The sequence below is a fragment of the Pseudoalteromonas umbrosa genome (assembly GCF_030125375.1).
GTDB classification, from domain to species: Bacteria; Pseudomonadota; Gammaproteobacteria; order Enterobacterales; family Alteromonadaceae; genus Pseudoalteromonas; species Pseudoalteromonas umbrosa.
On record NZ_JASJUU010000008.1, the window covers coordinates 168619 to 187398 of the forward strand.

14 protein-coding genes are annotated in these 18780 nt (G+C 43.8%); 9 read left to right on the forward strand and 5 right to left on the reverse strand.

Going from position 1 to position 18780, the window contains the following annotated elements:
• Nucleotides 1–26: 26 nt before the first annotated feature.
• Genes QNM16_RS22020 through QNM16_RS22030 form a run of 3 tightly spaced genes read right to left on the reverse strand, consistent with a single transcriptional unit; the run spans nt 27 to nt 3618 of the window.
• Complete coding sequence (locus QNM16_RS22020; RefSeq protein WP_284022433.1) at nt 27–536, reverse strand: hypothetical protein; 510 nt, start codon at nt 534–536, stop codon at nt 27–29.
• Nucleotides 536–1699, reverse strand: a complete 1164-nt coding sequence (locus tag QNM16_RS22025) for a ferritin-like domain-containing protein (RefSeq protein ID WP_284022434.1) — start codon at nt 1697–1699, stop codon at nt 536–538. Before QNM16_RS22025 ends, QNM16_RS22020 begins: the two co-directional genes overlap by 1 nt.
• Nucleotides 1696–3618, reverse strand: a complete 1923-nt coding sequence (locus QNM16_RS22030; RefSeq protein WP_284022435.1) for a GMC family oxidoreductase — start codon at nt 3616–3618, stop codon at nt 1696–1698. The genes QNM16_RS22025 and QNM16_RS22030 overlap by 4 nt, the downstream gene beginning before the upstream one ends.
• 434 nt (nt 3619–4052) lie before the next feature.
• Between QNM16_RS22030 and QNM16_RS22035 the strand changes: the two genes are divergently transcribed.
• From QNM16_RS22035 to QNM16_RS22045, 3 genes are all read left to right on the forward strand, one after another.
• Nucleotides 4053–5489: a glycoside hydrolase family 15 protein gene (locus QNM16_RS22035; protein WP_284022436.1), complete on the forward strand. Its 1437-nt coding sequence runs from the start codon at nt 4053–4055 to the stop codon at nt 5487–5489.
• A gap of 338 nt (nt 5490–5827) precedes the next feature.
• Complete coding sequence (locus QNM16_RS22040; protein ID WP_284022437.1) at nt 5828–6658, forward strand: MBL fold metallo-hydrolase; 831 nt, start codon at nt 5828–5830, stop codon at nt 6656–6658.
• Nucleotides 6659–6690: 32 nt separating this feature from the next.
• Nucleotides 6691–8346, forward strand: a complete 1656-nt coding sequence (locus QNM16_RS22045) for an alpha-keto acid decarboxylase family protein (RefSeq protein WP_284022438.1) — start codon at nt 6691–6693, stop codon at nt 8344–8346.
• 105 nt (nt 8347–8451) lie between these two features.
• Here QNM16_RS22045 and QNM16_RS22050 read toward each other — a convergent pair whose 3' ends face one another.
• Nucleotides 8452–9684, reverse strand: coding sequence for a DEAD/DEAH box helicase (locus QNM16_RS22050; RefSeq protein ID WP_284022439.1), 1233 nt, complete (start codon nt 9682–9684; stop codon nt 8452–8454).
• A 143-nt stretch (nt 9685–9827) separates the two neighbouring features.
• Between QNM16_RS22050 and codB the strand changes: the two genes are divergently transcribed.
• The 6 genes from codB (at nt 9828) to QNM16_RS22080 (ending at nt 17362) form a co-directional block, all read left to right on the forward strand.
• Nucleotides 9828–11057: a cytosine permease gene (gene codB / locus QNM16_RS22055; protein WP_284022440.1), complete on the forward strand. Its 1230-nt coding sequence runs from the start codon at nt 9828–9830 to the stop codon at nt 11055–11057.
• Between the two features lie 186 nt (nt 11058–11243).
• On the forward strand, nt 11244–13871 hold the full coding sequence (locus QNM16_RS22060) for a TonB-dependent receptor (RefSeq protein ID WP_284022441.1): 2628 nt from the start codon (nt 11244–11246) through the stop codon (nt 13869–13871).
• Nucleotides 13872–14010: 139 nt separating this feature from the next.
• A complete protein-coding gene (locus tag QNM16_RS22065; protein WP_284022442.1) occupies nt 14011–14865 on the forward strand; it encodes a bile acid:sodium symporter family protein in 855 nt (284 codons plus the stop codon).
• Between the two features lie 266 nt (nt 14866–15131).
• The gene (locus QNM16_RS22070) at nt 15132–15998 is read left to right on the forward strand and encodes a hypothetical protein (protein ID WP_284022443.1); all 867 of its coding nucleotides are present in this window, start codon (nt 15132–15134) and stop codon (nt 15996–15998) included.
• Between the two features lie 233 nt (nt 15999–16231).
• A complete protein-coding gene (locus tag QNM16_RS22075; RefSeq protein ID WP_237138189.1) occupies nt 16232–16645 on the forward strand; it encodes a hypothetical protein in 414 nt (137 codons plus the stop codon).
• Nucleotides 16646–16717: 72 nt separating this feature from the next.
• Complete coding sequence (locus QNM16_RS22080; RefSeq protein WP_284022444.1) at nt 16718–17362, forward strand: outer membrane protein; 645 nt, start codon at nt 16718–16720, stop codon at nt 17360–17362.
• Between the two features lie 66 nt (nt 17363–17428).
• Here the strand turns inward: QNM16_RS22080 and QNM16_RS22085 are convergent, their stop codons facing one another.
• Nucleotides 17429–18760 carry a dihydroorotase gene (locus QNM16_RS22085; RefSeq protein WP_284022445.1) on the reverse strand — a complete coding sequence of 444 codons (1332 nt, stop codon included), beginning with the start codon at nt 18758–18760 and terminating at the stop codon, nt 17429–17431.
• Nucleotides 18761–18780: the final 20 nt, after the last annotated feature.

Below are 18780 nucleotides of genomic sequence, written 5' to 3' on the forward strand. Positions count from 1 at the left end.
AAAGTAATTACTTACATCTATTTTGATTAAACACTTTGCTGCTTTACAAACTGCCAGCTGTTGTCGAAATGTATTCTAGGTGGCTCGCTCCAAGAACCATAACCCGGTCCTTTTGCGCCTGATGGATTGGCATCAATCGCTTGCCAAAGTAAGCCCTCGGTATATGAAGCAGAGCTTACAAAAAACGTTTTATCCTGCTCACTCTTACCATAAGCCTCTTGCCAAGTACGTGGTAATTGATACCAAGTGCCGGTGTACCAAAGCTTGATGATATTTCTGGCGACGGGCCCCAACTTCACATCCCCCATGATCTGTTGCCGAATACCAATTAAAAACATGTGCTCGTCACAGGCACATTCATACACGGTTTGAAACACGCAAAGCAATTGTTCAACCGTGTCATAGCCAACAATGTCATTAAGTGTTTTATAGTAATGTTCAACTTGGCCTGTACCATGTAGTGCAAACGCATTGAAATCCGTGAGTGCACCTGATAGCTCAATAAATTGCTGCTGTTGATTTTGCTGAGTATTCATTACGCCCGCTCCTTATGTACACAAGTCTGTCCTACTGTATCGTTCAACGAGCCACGGCTACTGGCGTCAATCTCGAATGTGGGGCCTGCGTGCATATTAGGCTCAATCGAAATCGGGTTACGGATCAGTTGGCTGGCGAACTCTTTCAACCGGAACATGTCGCACACCGCACCCAACAAAAGGTTTTGATGACCACTGAACGCATCATTGATGATGCCTAAAAACTCATGGTAACTATGGTTAAAATCTTTCGCGGCTTTTAATAAAGTTGGGTTTTCTGCAAAATCCGACAGCTTGGGGTTTGTCTTGATCGGATATACCTTACTAAAATCGACTTCGAACTTTGCGCCAGTTGGGTTACTTGGCCTATCACCTTTTTGATAATAACGGCCAAACTGTAACTGCTTGAATCGATAGTAATGGGATAGCTCTCCCTCACTATCAAACTCTTGGTTCTCTGTATCTTCGCCCAGTTCTGCCTTCCCTTCACCTTGCTCTTTGATCAAATTCAACGCGGCAATGGCCGATTTTTCATCCATGACTTCTATGACTTCGCCACCGCCGGAGTAATAGTACTTATTGGAAACCTGATATTTAGGGTCGCCGATAAAAATGGTTTCTCCGCACTCTCTGGCCTGCGTCTCTAAAAATTTAATGCCGTCTATAATGGCATCGTAAAAATCTCCAATGCTGTAAAAACTATATGTTGGCGATTTTAGCGGTTTTATCGCATCCAAATGAAAGCGCGCATGATTTGCACGTGTGATACAGCCATTAGGGCAAGTACTTGAAGTATTTTTTGGAGGCTTTGAAGGCCGCTCAATATTCAAAAAAGTCTCAAGGGTCTCTGGTGTAAAAGCGGCAATCGAGACTTGGAAGTCTTTCTCACCATCCGGCAAATAAGTTGGAAATGAAGGCATAAAGCCTTCACTCAATACATTGGGATGTCGACCCAATGCATTGAGCACATTCGCAGACAACGTCATATGAAGCATCTCTTCAACCAAAACCGCTCTAATAACCGCCGTGGCCTCTAAATTGGTTTCAGGATGGATACTATATAATGCCGTTAAATACGGCGGAATTGTCGCATGTTCCAACTGAATCGCGGCATCTAACATCTGATATAAATCATCAATGGTATTGATAATACGTTCGTTCATGAGTGCGCTCCTTTAGCCAGTTTAAAGGCATCATCAGCTACGACATTCACGGGATAACTGCTCAAATGTGCCAAAATATGCTCAGTGGTTTTAAAGCAAAGCGCTGCAAGTGTCAGGGTAGTATTAGACGTACCAATGCTTGGCATACTGCCAGAGCCAATCAGGTATAAGTTACTGTGATCCCATGATTGCTGATATTCATTCACCACAGAGTTTTTGGCAGAGGTACCCATAACATGCGTACCAGAAAAGTGGTTGCCACCACGGAAGTAATAACTCTCACCTTGGTAATTGAACGAGCCATAATCAAGCAATGAATAACTTGAAAAGTCCTGTGCACCAAGGCGCTGAAAGAATACCTTTGACGTTTCACGTGCGTAGGCAATGCCTGCTTTGGAGTAATCAGACAAGTTATAATTGACGATTGGGCGCATGTTACCGAGCGCATCTGTATATTCTGGGTCCACCGTAATGCGGTTGCTCTCATCTGCTGGCTGCTCGACCATATAAGCAAACAGCAGTTGATTTGATATTCTCTCAACGGTACTTTGGCGAAGTGCCTTACCAAATTTATTTTCCGTATCGACCAACTCTTCGATATCAGAAAAAGGCGAGCCCGTTGCCCAGCCCCAACCATCATTATGAATGTCTACACCAAACGGCGCTTGTTTGGCTCTGCTTTGTCCATATCTAAAGTCCGCAATGCCAGAGGTGCATTTTGTCCCTCTCATTGTCCCCGCCGCTTCTGGCAATAAACCCCAAGCGAGCAAATAAGTATGGTCCATTAAATTTTTGCCCATTAACCCACTAGAGCTGGGTAAATCAGACGCGAGCATGAGTCGGGCGTTTTCTACCGCGTTGGTCGCCAAAATAAAGGTTTTTGCAGTGATATTACCTTTCGTATGCTCAGGCGAAGAGGTATTGGTATAGTGCTTGAATTCAATATGACTGACTTGATCAGTACATCCATCGACAAAGACTTTGCTGGCAACCGCTTGTGGTAAAAAGTCAAGATTGCCAGTTTGCGCCGCATGGTATAGGGTTTTACGTGCATCATATTTGGCTTGTACAGGACATATCGGCACACAGTTGTTATTACCTTGGCAGCGCCCGCCTTGCTCACTCTGCACAGCGCCCACAGCTCCGACAGGATTAAACCCCGCACCGTTTTGATAATCCGCATTGGGAATCCCATTTCGGCCTTGTGGAAACGGACGCACTTTTACCGTGTGTACTTCGCCTGCAAGCTCAAACTCAGCCCCATCAATGCCTTTGCCCACCACCTGGTCAAGATAAGAGGCCGGCAACCCATGCATTGGGTATACGTAATCAGGTTCGTACTTAATCCCGTAAAAGCCTTGCTCCTCAACATTAGCAGATACGCCAATTTCACGTTCAGCCATGCGGTAATAGGGCATTAAGTCATCATAGCTGATGGGCCAATCTAACCCGACACCATAGTGGGTTTTGATTTTAAAATCATCTGGTAACATGCGCAGAATTTTGGCTTCCCAGTGCATGGTTGTACCACCCGTAACCCGCGTGTAGGTGCTATCTAGTGCCAAAGGCCCATTTTGTACCATGTACCCTTGGGTATCCATTTGACCCAAGCATAGTTTGCGAACATCAGTCGACCTAGGCATAGGTGCATTTGGGTTATCAGGATATGGCGCGTTGTTATCTTTTGACGCGTTGACATAATAATTAGATACATACTCCTTGAAGCCGTCATAACTTAAGCTTTTTGCGGGTGCAGCTTCAAGCACAAGTACTTGATACCCTCTAGAAGTGAGTTCTTTCGCGGCAATCGCACCGCTAATCCCTGAGCCAACGATCACTGCATCATATTTACCGTCATTCGAATTTTGAATTGCTTGCTCAGGTGTTACTTGCTCTATTGTTGAATTTGATTCACTCATTCAAGTGTCCCCATCTTATTCCATTAACAACAGCATTAACATTCAAGCTAAAAATCAGTGTAGCAGATATTACAAAATGGCAATTATAAATTAAGTACCCGAAAAACCTCCGGTATTGATATAATAGAAATAGGTTCCTAAAATCGATGTATATGTAGACAAAATAAGCAAATAAGTATAAAAACTCAAAATCAACCATCTTGAAACTAGTCTTTCATAGCAGCGTTTTAGTTTCCCCAATCAAATTAATAACTTGTTAAATAAATCGAAATATTTAAGCGAGTAGCTGTTTTTTGTGTATATACTTTCTGATGCACTCAGTGCGACTACAACGGATTGCTAATGTGAGACAGTTAGTGAATGAACTTGGTTGTATGTTTGATTTCTCACACCGACATTCCGAGACAATTAACACCTTTACTCTTGGAACACTTATGACAACTCAAACGAACACGGTACTCAAATCAGAGCAAGAATACCCGACGGCTATTGATGCACAACCACTTGAAAATTGGGCAAAAGTGGCAAGGCAACATGTGCTAGATAGAATGATTGCGAATATTTCACCCGACGACGGAGAGCGTGGAGCTGTACTCGCCTCTCCCTCACGCACCAACCCAAACTATTATTACCACTGGGTAAGAGATGCGGCACGAACAATGAGCGAAATTGCCAAGCTCAATGGTCTTGATCATAGAAATTTTAAAGATAACTACTACGACATGATGATTGACTATGTCGAGTTCACCAAAATAAACCAAACAACACCAACTGTCAGTAATAGTTTGGGCGAACCCAAGTTTTACGTCACTGGACAAGCGTTCAACGGACCCTGGGGCAGACCACAAAATGACGGCCCAGCGCAACGTGCGCTCACCATCACTCGCTGGGCAAATACCCTGTTAGAGAATGGCGAAAAAAGCTATGTTACAGGCACTTTATACGATTCAAAAGAGCCTTCATTTAGCATCATCAAAGCGGATTTAGATTTTGTTGCGAACCACTGGCAGGACCCTTGCTTTGATCTGTGGGAAGAAGTAGATGGCACCCATTTTTATACTCGACTGCTACAACGCACAGCGCTGCGCGAAGGTGCTGATTTAGCGAATAAGCTTAATGACTCAGGTGCAGCTGATTACTATAACCAACAGGCGGCTTTAATTGAAAGTTCAATAGAGGATTTTTGGAGTGAAGAACAGGGCTATTTTCTAACCACACTAAACCGTGTTGGCGGGCTAGATTACAAGTCGTCAAACCTTGATGTTGCGACAACTTTAGGCATCTGCCAAGCACTGTCAGACACCCACCCTTTCCTAAACCCGCACGAAGATAAAGTGCTGGCAACCGCCTACGCACTGCACCAAGCTTTTGACCCACTTTATCTGATCAATGCTATAGAGCACACCACATCTGGCGACCCAGTCGCACCGGGAATTGGACGCTATCCAGAGGATAAATACGCAGGCAGCGCGCCACTTGGGCAAGGTAACCCTTGGTTCTTGTGTACCGCCTCTTTGAGCAGTATTTGCTACAAAGCCGCAGCCCTATTTGCTGATCAAAAAAATATTGAAATCAACAAGTATAACCTCGGCCAATTGAATCTGGCAGTGAAGTTGGTCGATCCAAAGTGCCAACTAGAAGTGGGCGAATGTTTCAGTAGCAGAACCAAAACATTCAAATCCATCATCTCTGGCTTAAAAGCGCTTGGAGACGCGTATCTTCGCCGCATACAGATCCACGCAGGGGAGCATACGTCATTGTCGGAGCAATTTAGTCGCTACGACGGCTACATGACCAGTGCTGAGCACCTAACTTGGAGCTATGTATCCGTAGCCATAGCCATTGATTTACGCAATGCGTTAAAGATTTGAAATCACCGACGACCGCAAGCACTAAGGTTACGGTCGTTATTAGAGTTTATTAAACCGTACTTGGCCAAAAGCAAATAATCACGCTTTTAGGATGTGGCACACAGTAACAGCGGATGTTGATATGGTAAAAGCACAGCAACTGTACCCACATTATGCGCAGCGTAAGTTGCGCATAATATCTGTGTTTACTGCCATATCACCTTGTAAACCTGCCATTTTTAATCGTCATACCCGCTGCCTTTGGCCAGCCCTTCTACCGTCTCATTATCTATTTAGCTGTTACAAAGCACGCCGTGCATGTGCTTTGTCTCTTTTATCTATCACAGCGAGTAAATGCTATGAATATACCTATTACCAACCCAATCAAAATTGTTGTTAAACACACTGGCAATGTGAAAATTCACACCTTCATCTCTTCATACGAAGGCGATAATATTGCCAATGCAACACACATTATTGAAAGTGAAAATGTCCTAGTACTGATAGATGGCCAGTTTTTAAGTCCCTATGCGAAAAAGTTTCGTGAATACGCCGACAGTTTAAAAAAGCCCATCGAACGTTTGTATTTATCACATCGCCATCCAGATCATTGGTTTGGCCTTGGAGATGCATTTGCAGATATTGAAATATATACATTGCCTGAAACCATAGATTTTTTAAAAGCACATGGTGAAGAGTCTCGTGAAGATCATATGGGTAAATTAGGCGATCTCGCGCCAGAAAAAGTCGTTATTCCACAACATACGGTCAGCCCCGGTATTGAGGTCATTGACGGCGTAAAGTACGTCATCGAGCGTATCGTCGATACGGAAATTGACTATGGGATCACCTTAAAGCTTCCTGACCTTGGCGTATTTATCGCCCAAGACTTGCTTTACAGCGGCACGCATTTGTATCTGACTAAATATCTCGATCATTGGATGGAACAACATGAAGATATGCTGACATCCGATTATGACTTGTTCTTACCCGGGCACGGCGCACCTGCAGATAAAAATGAAGTACTGGAAAACCTCAAGTATCTGATTGCTGCTAAGCAAGCCATTGCTGACGGCCTGAAAAATCAGGAATTTAAAGCGTTTATGCTCAACAAATTTCCGACTAGGCAATGTCCAGCCATTTTCGACATTTACCTACCCCGACTCTTTGACGGCGCTAGCGAATATTAATCAACACTAACCAAATTGATAGGTGGATCAGCATGGATACACAATACACAGTAGGACAGTACCTCACTCAAAGACTTGAAGAGCTTGGCCTAGGCCACTTGTTTTCAATCGCGGGGGACTACACCATTGAATGGATCAACAAACATATTGAGCCAAGCAGTATTGAGCTTATTGAAGAGGTCAACGAACTTAACGCAGGCTATGCAGCCGATGGCTATGCCAGATTAAAAGGCATTGGCGCTATGTGCTTTACGTATTCTGCCGGTACCCTCAGCGCGGTAAACGCGGTTGCGGCATCCTATGCAGAACGCATCCCTGTGGTTGTGGTCAACGGCGCACCGAGCATACAAAAGCGCCTCACAGCTCAACAAACTGGCTTTACGTACCATCATATGATTGATGGCGAAACCGACTTAAATATCTACAAAAATATCACCGCAGCAGCGATAAAAATAGATAATCCTGAACTTGCGCCAAGACTGATTGATTATGCACTGACTGAGTGTATTTCACAAAAACGCCCCGCTTACATAGAGCTACTGGAAGACATGGTAGAACAGCCTTGTGCAGCGCCACAAGGCAAGCTTACACCGCTTGCGCCTATCCCGCTGCAAGACAATGTAGACCAAGCCATTGATAAAATTCAGCAAGCTTTAACACAGGCTGAGCGCCCTATTGTTTGGTTAGGTGCTGAAGTTGATCGTATGGGCCTTCATGAGGAAGCCAATGCTTTAATCAGAAAACTAAACTTGCCTTATGTAACAGAGCTCATCAGCAAAGCGGTATTTTCCGAAAACGACCCGCTCTTTGCAGGTGTTTTTGATGGTCAAGCTTCCTCTGAGGTCACCCAAAAATTAGTCAATGAGTCTGACTTTATTTTAGGCTTAGGTGTTTGGTTGTCAGATATCAACTCACTGGGCCAAGCGGTAAATTATGATAAAACTGCACTTATTTCATGGGATACTGTGAAACTGGGCACCTACTTTGTGCCACAGGTGCCACTGGCAAACTTTATCGATGAACTGAATCAAAAGCCACTCTCAAACTTGTCTGCATGTGCAATCCCAAGCGAAGCACCAGACAGTAGCGAGCAATTTAATGGAGATATCAGCTACCAAGGCTTTTATGACTTTATCCAGAGTAAAGAGTACATTAACGACAACGTGCTTATCGGCAGTGACGCCAGCTTAAACTTTTTTGGCAGCCTACTGCTCAAAGTCGGCACACCAAGAGGGTTTGTCGCACAACCGACTTACTCGTCCATTGGCTACATTGGTCCAGCGGCAACGGGCATGAGCCTTGCTAAACAAGACCACCAGCGTGTATTTGTATTCTCAGGAGATGGGGGATTTCAAATGACACCTCAGTGCTTGTCCACGCAAACTAGGTTTAAGCTCAACCCAATTATTTTTGTCATGGACAACGGTGTATATGGTGTAGAGCAGTGGCTATATGATGCGGAAATTTTCTCAAGCGATCAGCCATTCTTTGAGTCATGTATTTTGCACCAGTGGGATTACTGTAAACTTGCCGATGTATTCGGCTGTAAAGGCTGGAAAGCCAATACCTATGAAGAGCTCAACGAGGCAATTTTAGGTGCGCTTGAAAACTTAGATAGCCCTTCATTGATACAGGTTCGTGTCCCACCTAAATCACTCCCCGATAATGCAAAGTGGAAGAAAAAGTGATTTGATAGCGCTGAAATCAAAGCCGAAAATATAAACACCATAGGTAAATAGGCAAATCATTGCCAAATCGAAAAAAGGAGCTTTATATAAGCCCCTTTTTTTCATTTACTTTTTTCTGCGCCTTGTGCGCTGGCCTAGAACACGCTTTTTATCCCTTTGCTTTCTCGACTTCGCAGAGTTTTTACGATTGTCTTTAGGTTCTTTGGTTAAATCAGGCTCATACCCTGCCAACCACTGAGGTGTAAGTCGAGCATCAAGTAATACTTCTATTTCTTCCAATAACCACTGCTCATCAATACTCACTAAAGAAATCGATTGGCCGCTGTTTCCAGCACGGCCTGTCCGACCAATACGGTGAATATAATCTTCTGCGACATAAGGCAACTCTGCATTAATGACATAACTTAATGCTTTAATATCAATACCGCGTGCTGCAACGTCCGTTGCCACAAGGACGCGTGTTTTACCGGATTTGAATTGCTCTAACGCGCGTTCTCGTGCACCTTGAGACTTATCGCCATGAATAGAAAGAGTCGCCAAACCATCTTTATTCAGCTCACTTGCATACTCATCTGCACTCTTTTTAGTGCGTGTAAATACCAGCACCTGCTGCCAGTTATTTTTACCAATTAAGTGCGAGATCAGTTCACGTTTACGGTCTTCATCTACCGCATAAAAAGTTTGCTCTACCTTGTCCGCCGTGCTGTTTTGCTGCTCAACGCCAACGCGATCAGGGGTATTCAGCCACATTTTTACCTGCGTCAGCACGCTCTCATCCATTGTTGCCGAGAACAACATTGTTTGACGCTTTTCAGGCATTTTACGCATAATGCGCTTAATTTCGCCAATAAAACCCATGTCTAACATGCGATCAGCTTCATCAAACACCAAATGAGAAATAGCATTGAGAGACAAAGTCCCTTTGATCATGTGATCCAATAACCGTCCAGGCGTGGCGATGACGATGTCGACCCCTTCTTTTAAGATCTTTTCTTGAGGACCAATATTGGCGCCGCCATACAAACAAGCCACCTTTAAGTGACTGAACTTGGCCAAGCGTTTAGTGTCTTTCGCAACCTGTTGCGCCAGCTCTCGAGTCGGTGCAAGTACCAAAGCGCGTACAGCGGGCGTATCAAATTCACTTTGTAATAGGGTATTTAAGATCGGCAACATAAAAGCCGCAGTTTTACCTGTGCCTGTCTGGGCTGTGGCCAGTAAGTCTTTGCCCTGTAGAATAAGTGGAATACTCAGCGCTTGAATTTGTGTTGGCTCAGTAAACTCTAACTGTGCTAGCGCTTGATTGAGTTCATCTGCAAGATTTAAAGATTGGAAAGACATAGGTGCCCATTAGTACTGCCAAAGATTCGCCCAGTATAACAAACCCAGAACACACTTGTGTACAGTGCAATAAAGTTAACTCTCCATAATTGTACTGCAATTTCACAATACACTTTATACTTAAACAGTAAAATGGAGCCCTTATGTCAGCGCATGAATTCGATTTAAAACCTGTCCCCATAGTAGCAAGGCGAGCATCAATTGCCATGGTAATGTTAATGCTGGGCCTCACTTTTTTCTCAGCAAGTATGTGGACAGGTGGCAAACTCGGCGTTGGCTTATCACAAACTGACTTCATAACAGCGGTTGTTGCTGGCAACCTTATTCTTGCCATATACACTGCATTTTTAGCCTATATCGGTGCAAAAACAGGGCTTTCGACCCATTTACTTGCGCGCTTTTCTTTTGGCTTGAAAGGCTCGTGGCTGCCATCCGCACTCCTTGCTGGCACACAAGTGGGCTGGTTTGGCGTTGGTGTCGCCATGTTTGCGCTGCCTGTGAGCAAAATTACCGGATTTGATATTGGCTGGCTCATTCTCATTGCGGGCGTATTAATGACCACCACTGCATATATTGGGATCTCCGCCCTCATGGTCCTCTCAATGATAGCGGTACCAGCTATTGCCCTACTCGGCGGATTCTCAGTGTGGTTAGCTATTGACGGAGCAGGCGGACTGTCAGGTTTGGCTGCTCAACCTATCACTTCACCTCTGAGTCAAACTCAAGCGATCACCTTAGTAGTCGGTTCGTTCATCTCTGCGGGCACACTTACAGCGGATTTTATGCGCTTTGGCAAAAATGCTAAAAAGGCAGTGCTGATCACAGTTATCGCATTTTTAATCGGTAACAGCTTAATGTTTGTATTTGGTGGCGCAGGCGCTGCAGCAACAGGGAAGTCTGATATTTCTGAGGTGTTGATGCTGCAAGGGTTATTACTACCCGCAGTGATTGTGTTGGGTTTGAATATCTGGACCACCAATGATAATGCACTTTATGCATCTGGGCTTGGGTTTGCCAATATTACAGGGCTTTCGAGCAAATACCTCAGCGTCATCAATGGCATCATTGGCACACTTTGCGCGTTGTGGCTCTATAACCACTTTGTTAGTTGGTTAACCTTCTTATCCGCGGCAATTCCTCCAATCGGTGGCGTGCTGATCACACATTACTTAATCCATAAAACGCACTATCAAAACATGCAAAATGCGCAGTGCCAGACAGTAAATTGGACTGCCATCATCAGCGTTTTTATTGGGGTTTCTGCGGGTCATTGGCTACCAGGGATCACCCCTGTTAATGCCGTAATAGCCAGTGCTATCAGCTTCTTTCTACTGAGTAAGACAGCATTCGGCCGCATACAACGTCCACAATAAAGCCCATGAAGCGCGACTTTCAGTCGTGCTTCACCTTTTAATGTCGACATTAGCAACACCTTTGTTACTTATTTTTAATAAGTACTTGTAAAGTCTTTAGAAAATGCCTGTACTGCGACAATTTGTCACATCTCAAACAAAGTGAACTTCATTATACTCGCCGCAGTTTTTTTCAGAGTTTTCTTTATGTTTTCGTATTCAAAATTATCTCTTGCGCTACTCGGCCTTGGCCTCTCTCATTTTGTTTCTGCGCAGCAAACAACCCATATTGAACGTGTTGAAGTGACAGGGTCTAAAATTCAAAATATTGATTTAGAGTCAGCCAGCCCAGTAACCACCTTAACCGCAGAAGACCTCGCAATCACCGGTATGTCTAACTTAGAGGAAGTACTACAAAGTTTGACTGCATCAGCAGGTCCGGCAGGAAATGCCACTAATGCCTACTGGACTAGCAATGGCTACGCCACAGCGCAAGTCAATCTGCGCGGTATGGGCATTAAACGTACTCTGGTTTTGCTTAATGGCAAGCGCCTCGTTGCAGGGGGAACAGGTGCCAATGACAGCCCAGATCTTAATATGATCCCGATGGGACTTGTTGAGCGCATTGATATCTTAAAAGATGGCGCATCAGCGATATATGGTGCCGATGCTGTCGCGGGTGTGGTCAATATCATCACCAAGTCTAATTTTGAAGGCACGACACTTGTTGCAAAAGTAGGTCAAAGTAGCAAAAAAGATGCTGAAAATGCAGAGCTAAACCTATCTTACGGCAATTCATTTGATAAAGGTCATGTCACCGTTAATATCAATTATGTCGACAACGGTAACGCCTTGCAATCAACCCGTAACCCCTGTCCATTAAGCGAAGTGGATGGCAAACTTGTGTGTATTTCATCTGGTTCAACCATTGGCGGGCGCGCACTGTTGGCTGATGGACAAGAAGTACAATTTAACCAAGTCGCAGGCCAAAATGGCGACCACTTTGAAGCCTATGACAATGACAAGCACGGCTACAATTGGTTTGAAGCGCTCAATGCATACAGCCCAATGCAGCGCCTGAATTTAGCAACTTTTGTCTCTTATGAGCTGTCTGACTCTATTGTCCTTGATACATCTGTGCTTTACGCTAATCGACAGTCAGATCAAGTCGTCACACCAAGAGGGTTTAACTCTGTCGACGTTTCTAGATTGTTTGCTTACAACCCTACTGGACAAGATCTCACGTTAAAGCGTCGTCGAAATATTGAAGTACCCAACCCTGAGTTCTATCAAGAAACCAATACCACGCAAACCACATTCGCGCTCTCTGGCGCACTGGCAAATAACTGGTTGTGGCAAGCAAGCTATAACTGGGGCAGAAATACCGGAACCGATGGCTGGAGCTATGACTTTAACGATGCCAAAGTTGCGCAAACACTCGATGCAAATGTATGTAGCACAGCAAATGGTGCCGCCATTCCCTGTGGAGATTATTTTGGTATCGGTGAATTAACCTCAGATGTCATCGACTATGTGACTTACCAACGCGAAGGAACGGGTGGCAACCAGCTCCAATCTCTTAGCTTTGATTTGACGGGCGATATCACTGAGCTTAAAGCAGGCAGCTTAGCCTTTGCAACGGGTATCACCCTACGTAAAGAAAAAGGCTGGCGTGACCCAGATCCGATTGCAATGCAAAACGGCGAAGAGGATGCAATTTCTGGTGACTCCGAAGTCAAAGAAGCGTTTTTAGAGCTGTCCATTCCACTTCTAAGTGACTTACCCTACGCGCAAGCCGTTAAAACGGATATGGCACTACGCTACTCTGATTATCAGCATTTTGATGCCGAAACCACCTATAAACTGGGCTTAACTTGGCGAGTTAACGACCAATGGCTGTTACGAGGAGTCCGATCTAGTGCATTTAGAGCGCCAACCATTACCGAGCAATTTGGCGGCACCAACATCGAAAACCTCATCACAATGGACCCATGCGATGGCGCAACAGGCATAATTTTAAATAACTGCGTCGCAGCTGGTGTACCAAATGGTTTTATGCAAGATGGCTCAACTATTCGAACAGGTGTTGGCGGCAACACAGAGGTCGGCCCAGAAACTGCAAATACCTTTACACTGGGCGTGGTATACCAAAACGCATTATTTTCAGCCACGCTAGACTATTTTGATATTGACGTTGATAACGCCATCAATAGTGTGTCTGGTTCTAACATGCTGCGCCTTTGCTACAGCGATCCACTCGCCTACAAAGCTTATTGCGATAGTATTACTAGAGACGCTATTACACACCAAGTCACCTTACTTGAAAAGCGCCCTATGAATGCCGCTAGTGAGCAAGTCTCAGGAATTGATTTAAACATCAAATTTGCGTCCAGTTATAAGCATGTCGACTACAAACTCAGTTGGGATACAACGCGCTTACTCAAGCATCAAAATACCGCCTTTGACGGTGCAGAAACCGAAGTGTTACTTGGCAAAATCACCTCAGACAGAGGCAGCTTTGCGAAATGGAAGTCTAATTTAACTGTCAGTGTCGCTGCTGAACAGTGGCAAGGCAGCTATAGCATTCAGTATATCGGTAAAGCCCAAGACGAAAACGAAGGCGGACCAATTGGCAGCCAAGTACCCAGTATCCTTTATCATGATGTGCAATTGGGTTATGCGGTATCTGATTCACTTATTGTGTCCTTGGGCGTAGACAACTTATTTGATAAGCGACCGCCATTTTTGACCTCATGGAATGATGCCAATACAGATGTATTTACTTACGATACAGTTGGCAGACGCGGCTATCTCAAAGCCACTTACCAATTCTAAACCCAATGGTGGCAAGCATACACTTGCCACCACCTCACTGCGTCATAGAACCTTCACATCCTACCTGTTTATTTAGGTATAACGACATGTTAAATAACTTGTTAATATAAATATAATTTGGCCTAACAAGGATAACGACATGCCACCCGCTTTAATTGAAATAGGCTTACCCGTCGCGCTCATTTTTATCATGGCAGGCGTTGGGTTAAGCTTAAAACTTGAAGACTTTCAACGCGTATACTTACAACCAAAAAGCTTTTTCATCGGTGCTTTTTGCCAGCTGCTCTTACTGCCTGTACTCGCTATTGCCGTGATTGCTTTAACAGGGCTTTCAGGAGAACTTGCCATTGGCTTATTTATCTTAGCTCTGTGCCCGGGCGGTACAACCTCAAACTTGTACAGCTATTTAGCCAAAGGCGATGTCGGGCTCTCTGTGTCTTTGACTGCCGTTGTGGGCTTTATTACCCCATTTACCCTGCCCTTTTTAGCGGCATGGGCAATCGGTTATTACGGCAAAAATGACACCTTGATTGAGTTTCCAATTTTAAAAGCTTGGTTACAGCTCATTGTTGTTGGTGTTGTGCCGGTCTTAATTGGTATGGCCATTAATGCCAAGTGGCCCGAATTTGCAAAAAAAGCGAGCCCGTATATTAGTTGGTTTTCTGTTGCAGTATTGCTTTTAGTGATCGTCAGTATCTGCTTTAAACTAGGGGATAAACTAATTGACTATCTTGTCATGGCAGGCCCTGCCGTCATCGCGCTCAATTTGCTATCTATGTTAACTGGGTTGTTAGTTGCCCATTTTTTACTACATAATGCCACGCAAACACGCACCATTACTTTAGAGGTTGGTTTACAAAACGGGACGTTAGCACTTCTGGTGACAACCGGCTTATTAAATAGTGAAGTCATGTCTATTGCACCAAGTATTTACGGCCTATTTATGTTCATCAGTGCAGGGCTTTATACCGCTTGGGCAATTAAAAAAGCATAAGGCTTGCTGTGTAACTGTAGAGAATAGTGTTGTTTGTTATCTAGTACTATTCTCCCCTTCCCTTATCAACAAAAAGCGCCCCTGAACACTATCTAAAATTCGCATTTTGCATTACTAGATTGCAAACATCCAATTACCACACACAGCTAAACACCACCTAAAAATTATAAGCTACTGACATATATAAATGTTTTCAAAACGTCCATAATGGCATGAGTTTAGCTCACCTCTACATACGCTAGATATATCGACATGGGTGCATCACAATGAAATTAGATAAGAGAGAGCTGTCTTTACAAACAATGTATTTAAAGCATGGATTGCTCCCTTTTCAAAACATATATACACAGCAAATAATTGATAAATGGAATGGGTTGTTAGATCCCATTTTTCATGACCGTCAATCGCCGGAAACGAGTTATGTGTACTCAGATGAGCTTGTTGAGCTCGGCATTCTCGATGATGTGTTAAATAACAAACTGCTCAGCGCCATTACCGTATTGGACCCTTGCCCGATACTTTTTCAATGCCACTGCTTTGAGATAGATTGGAGTCAAACGAATAACCAAACGCATTATGACCTTTTAGAGGGGTGGCACAAAGACCACCGTGATCCAAATATCAAATCTGTTTATGGCTGTCGACCATTCTCAATCTATATCTATCTCAATGATGTAAAACAAACCAATGATGGTGCTTTTGAAATTATACCAGGATATGCAACAGGCCCACTTGAAAGCAATTTAAACTACTGTAATTTAAAGGGAAGAAAAGGCACCTGCTTTTTATGGAATCGAGATCTATACCACCGCCTACATGAAAAGAACTGTTCAACAAAACAACGTGTTTTAAAACTATCTGTGCAGACCAATGGCTGGGCACACTCAAAAGCACAACTACAAGAGTTTCATCAAACTCGCGCTTTGTTAAACAATACCAACCCAACCCTCTCATATTTATTTGGCAGTCACTGTAATAACAATCTAGCAATCCAAACCATCCCTTTTGCGCGAAAAGGTCAGCTACCTCAAATAAGGCCTATAGATTACTCAAGAAAAACACATATGCCTTGCAAAGCGTCTGTGATGTTTCGTCGCTTCAAAAGCAAAGTTGACCAAGCATTAGGATTTTAGCCTCGAAAAAGAGGCTGATATTCAATATGTCATCAACATGGTGAAATTATAAATCCTACAACTAGACAGCTAAGAGTAAATTCAGGTTGAGTGGGAAAATAGCGACTATCATTGCAATGATAGCAGGATGTAACCAATCGATATGAAAAGACAGTCGATGGATCATGTGAGTATTTAGCTAAACCATTTTTACACATGCAGCTTTTCACTTGATCTTAGGCTAAGGAGACTCAATGACAGTGCATAAATCCCAGCAACGCCACACTCACGTCAAACAACTGCTTGGCAAGATGGACCCCGAAGTTGCCGCCAGCTTTACCTATAAACAGCGAAAAGCGCTGGATAAAGTCATCAATACGCGAGGTTGGAATAATCACCAGATTGACTTTAGGCCGACGCTCGCCTTTCCATTTTTACCATGGAGTTTTTATATCGTATTTCTTGGCGGTGTGAATAAGCGCAGCTTAAACTCAACGGAGCGCTTTACTGCTGCCATGGTGTTTGTAACTGCATTAACCATTGTTGGAATGATGGTCCTCGGGCTTGTTTTCGTTATCTTGTATTTACTTAAATCTTGGCTGGGCATTGATCTTTTCCCTAATGAATCTTTGGGAATATGGGACCAATTTAAAGATTTATTTAAATAGCACAGCTTGATTTTTAACCTCAAACCCATTTTCAATCGTATAGCAGATGGAGCTAATAATGGAGCCCTAACCATGAATATTAAATTACTCTCTTTTGGTTGCTGCTGTTTGACACTCTCTCCAATCTGCAGCGCAAAGCATGATTGGTTTGTCAGGCCTTACGTTGGGCTGAGTCAGATGTCAGATATAACACTCGTTGCACAAAATGTAGAAGGTCAGACTGGCAGCAATGACATACAGCTTGATGGCGGGTTTGTATCAGGGCTTGGTGTCGGATATATCATACATAACAATTTGGCAATAGAAATGGCATGGGAGTATCGAAGTAATGAATCAAATACCACATTGCCGTCGATTAATTCCGCCTATGAAGGCAACCTCGCTTCAAATTTATTTTTTCTAAACACTTACTATGTATTCAATACACCTAGCTCATGGCAGCCTTATATTGGCGCTGGGGTAAGCTGGGCACAAGAAGTAGACATTGATTTAGAAGAACAAGGGTCTGAGCGCTCCTATTCCAGTGATGGCGACACCGGATACCAAGTATTTGCAGGTATGTTGTTCAGAGTAGATGATACTTGGTCTTGGCAAGGCGAAGTCAGGTATGGGCAAATGAAAGATATAACGCTCAATGAAGAAAGCGGCACAGGTGAATTCAATAACCTTGATTACGATACACTAACGCTGCAACTGTCGGCCGTTTACCATTTTTGATTAGGCGAAGCGTAAAATAATTCAGTGAGCAACAATTTAGCCGTCGCTCACTGACTATAAATACAACTAGTCTCGCTCAAACACCAAGGGCATTGCGTTGTCTTTTACTTCAATGACCGCGCCATCTTTGTAAACACATTGACCATTAACAAACGTATAGCGAATTTTATGAGAGAATTGATGCCCAACAAATGGTGACCACTGGCAATGATACAACGTATTGTCATGACGTACCGTGTCTCCCGCTTTTGCACTCACCACCGCTAAGTCGGCAAAGTACCCTTCTCTGACAAAACCGCGTTGCTGCACTTTGTAGCGTTTAGCAGGGTTATGCGCGGTTTTCTCAACTACTTGAGTCAAGCTCATAGTGCCTCGCTTCACTTGATCAAATAAAGTCAGCAACGCATGTTGTACTAAAGGAAGACCCGCAGGGGCTTGTGCGAAGGCTTGCTGTTTTTCATCCCAAGTATGTGGTGCATGATCTGTCGCTATGATATCTAAACGGCCATCATTTAAAGCGTTTATCAAAGCAAGTCTGTCTGATTCCGCTTTAATAGCAGGATTACACTTGATCAAATTCCCCAACTTGCCGTAATCATCCTGATTAAACCATAAATGATGCACACAGGCTTCTGCGGTAATTTGCTTGTTATCAATTGGTCCTGGTGTAAATAAATCCAGCTCTTTGGCAGTCGTCAAATGAAGAACATGTAGCTGAGTGCCATACTTCTTAGCAAGACTCACCGCATAAGAAGACGACTCGTAACATGCATTGGCATCACGAATAACAGGGTGGTCTTCAATGGTCAACTCTCTGCCACCCAGCTTTGCCAAATTATCGCTGATCACATCACCCTTTTCACAGTGCGTAGCAATCAGTACAGGGCATTCTCTAAAAATCGCTTCAAGGGCACTTGGGTGCTCGACCAGCAGGTCACCTGTAGATGCCCCCATAAATACTTTCACACCACATATAAAACTTGGATCACAGGCTTTGATTTCATCTAAATTGTCTGGTGTTGCACCTAGATAAAACGAATAATTTGCAACTGATGTTTCTGCGGCAATATGATGCTTTTGAACCACAGCCAGTTTATCCGTAGTTGCAGGGCTCACATTGGGCATTTCCATAAAGCTTGTAATGCCACCAGCCACTGCTGCGCGAGATTCAGTGCCTATGGTGCCCTTCCAAGCAAGACCTGGCTCTCTAAAATGCACTTGATCATCAATCATGCCCGGAATTAAAAAGTCTCCTTGCAAGTCGATAACTTGGTCCATATCCGTTGGTGTAATACTGCTGGCAATTTTATCAATCCTTTGTCCGATAATTCGTACATCACAGTGCTCAACTTGACCTTCATTAATTAGCTGAGCATTTTTTAATAGAATATTCGACATTTCTATTTCACCTTAAGACA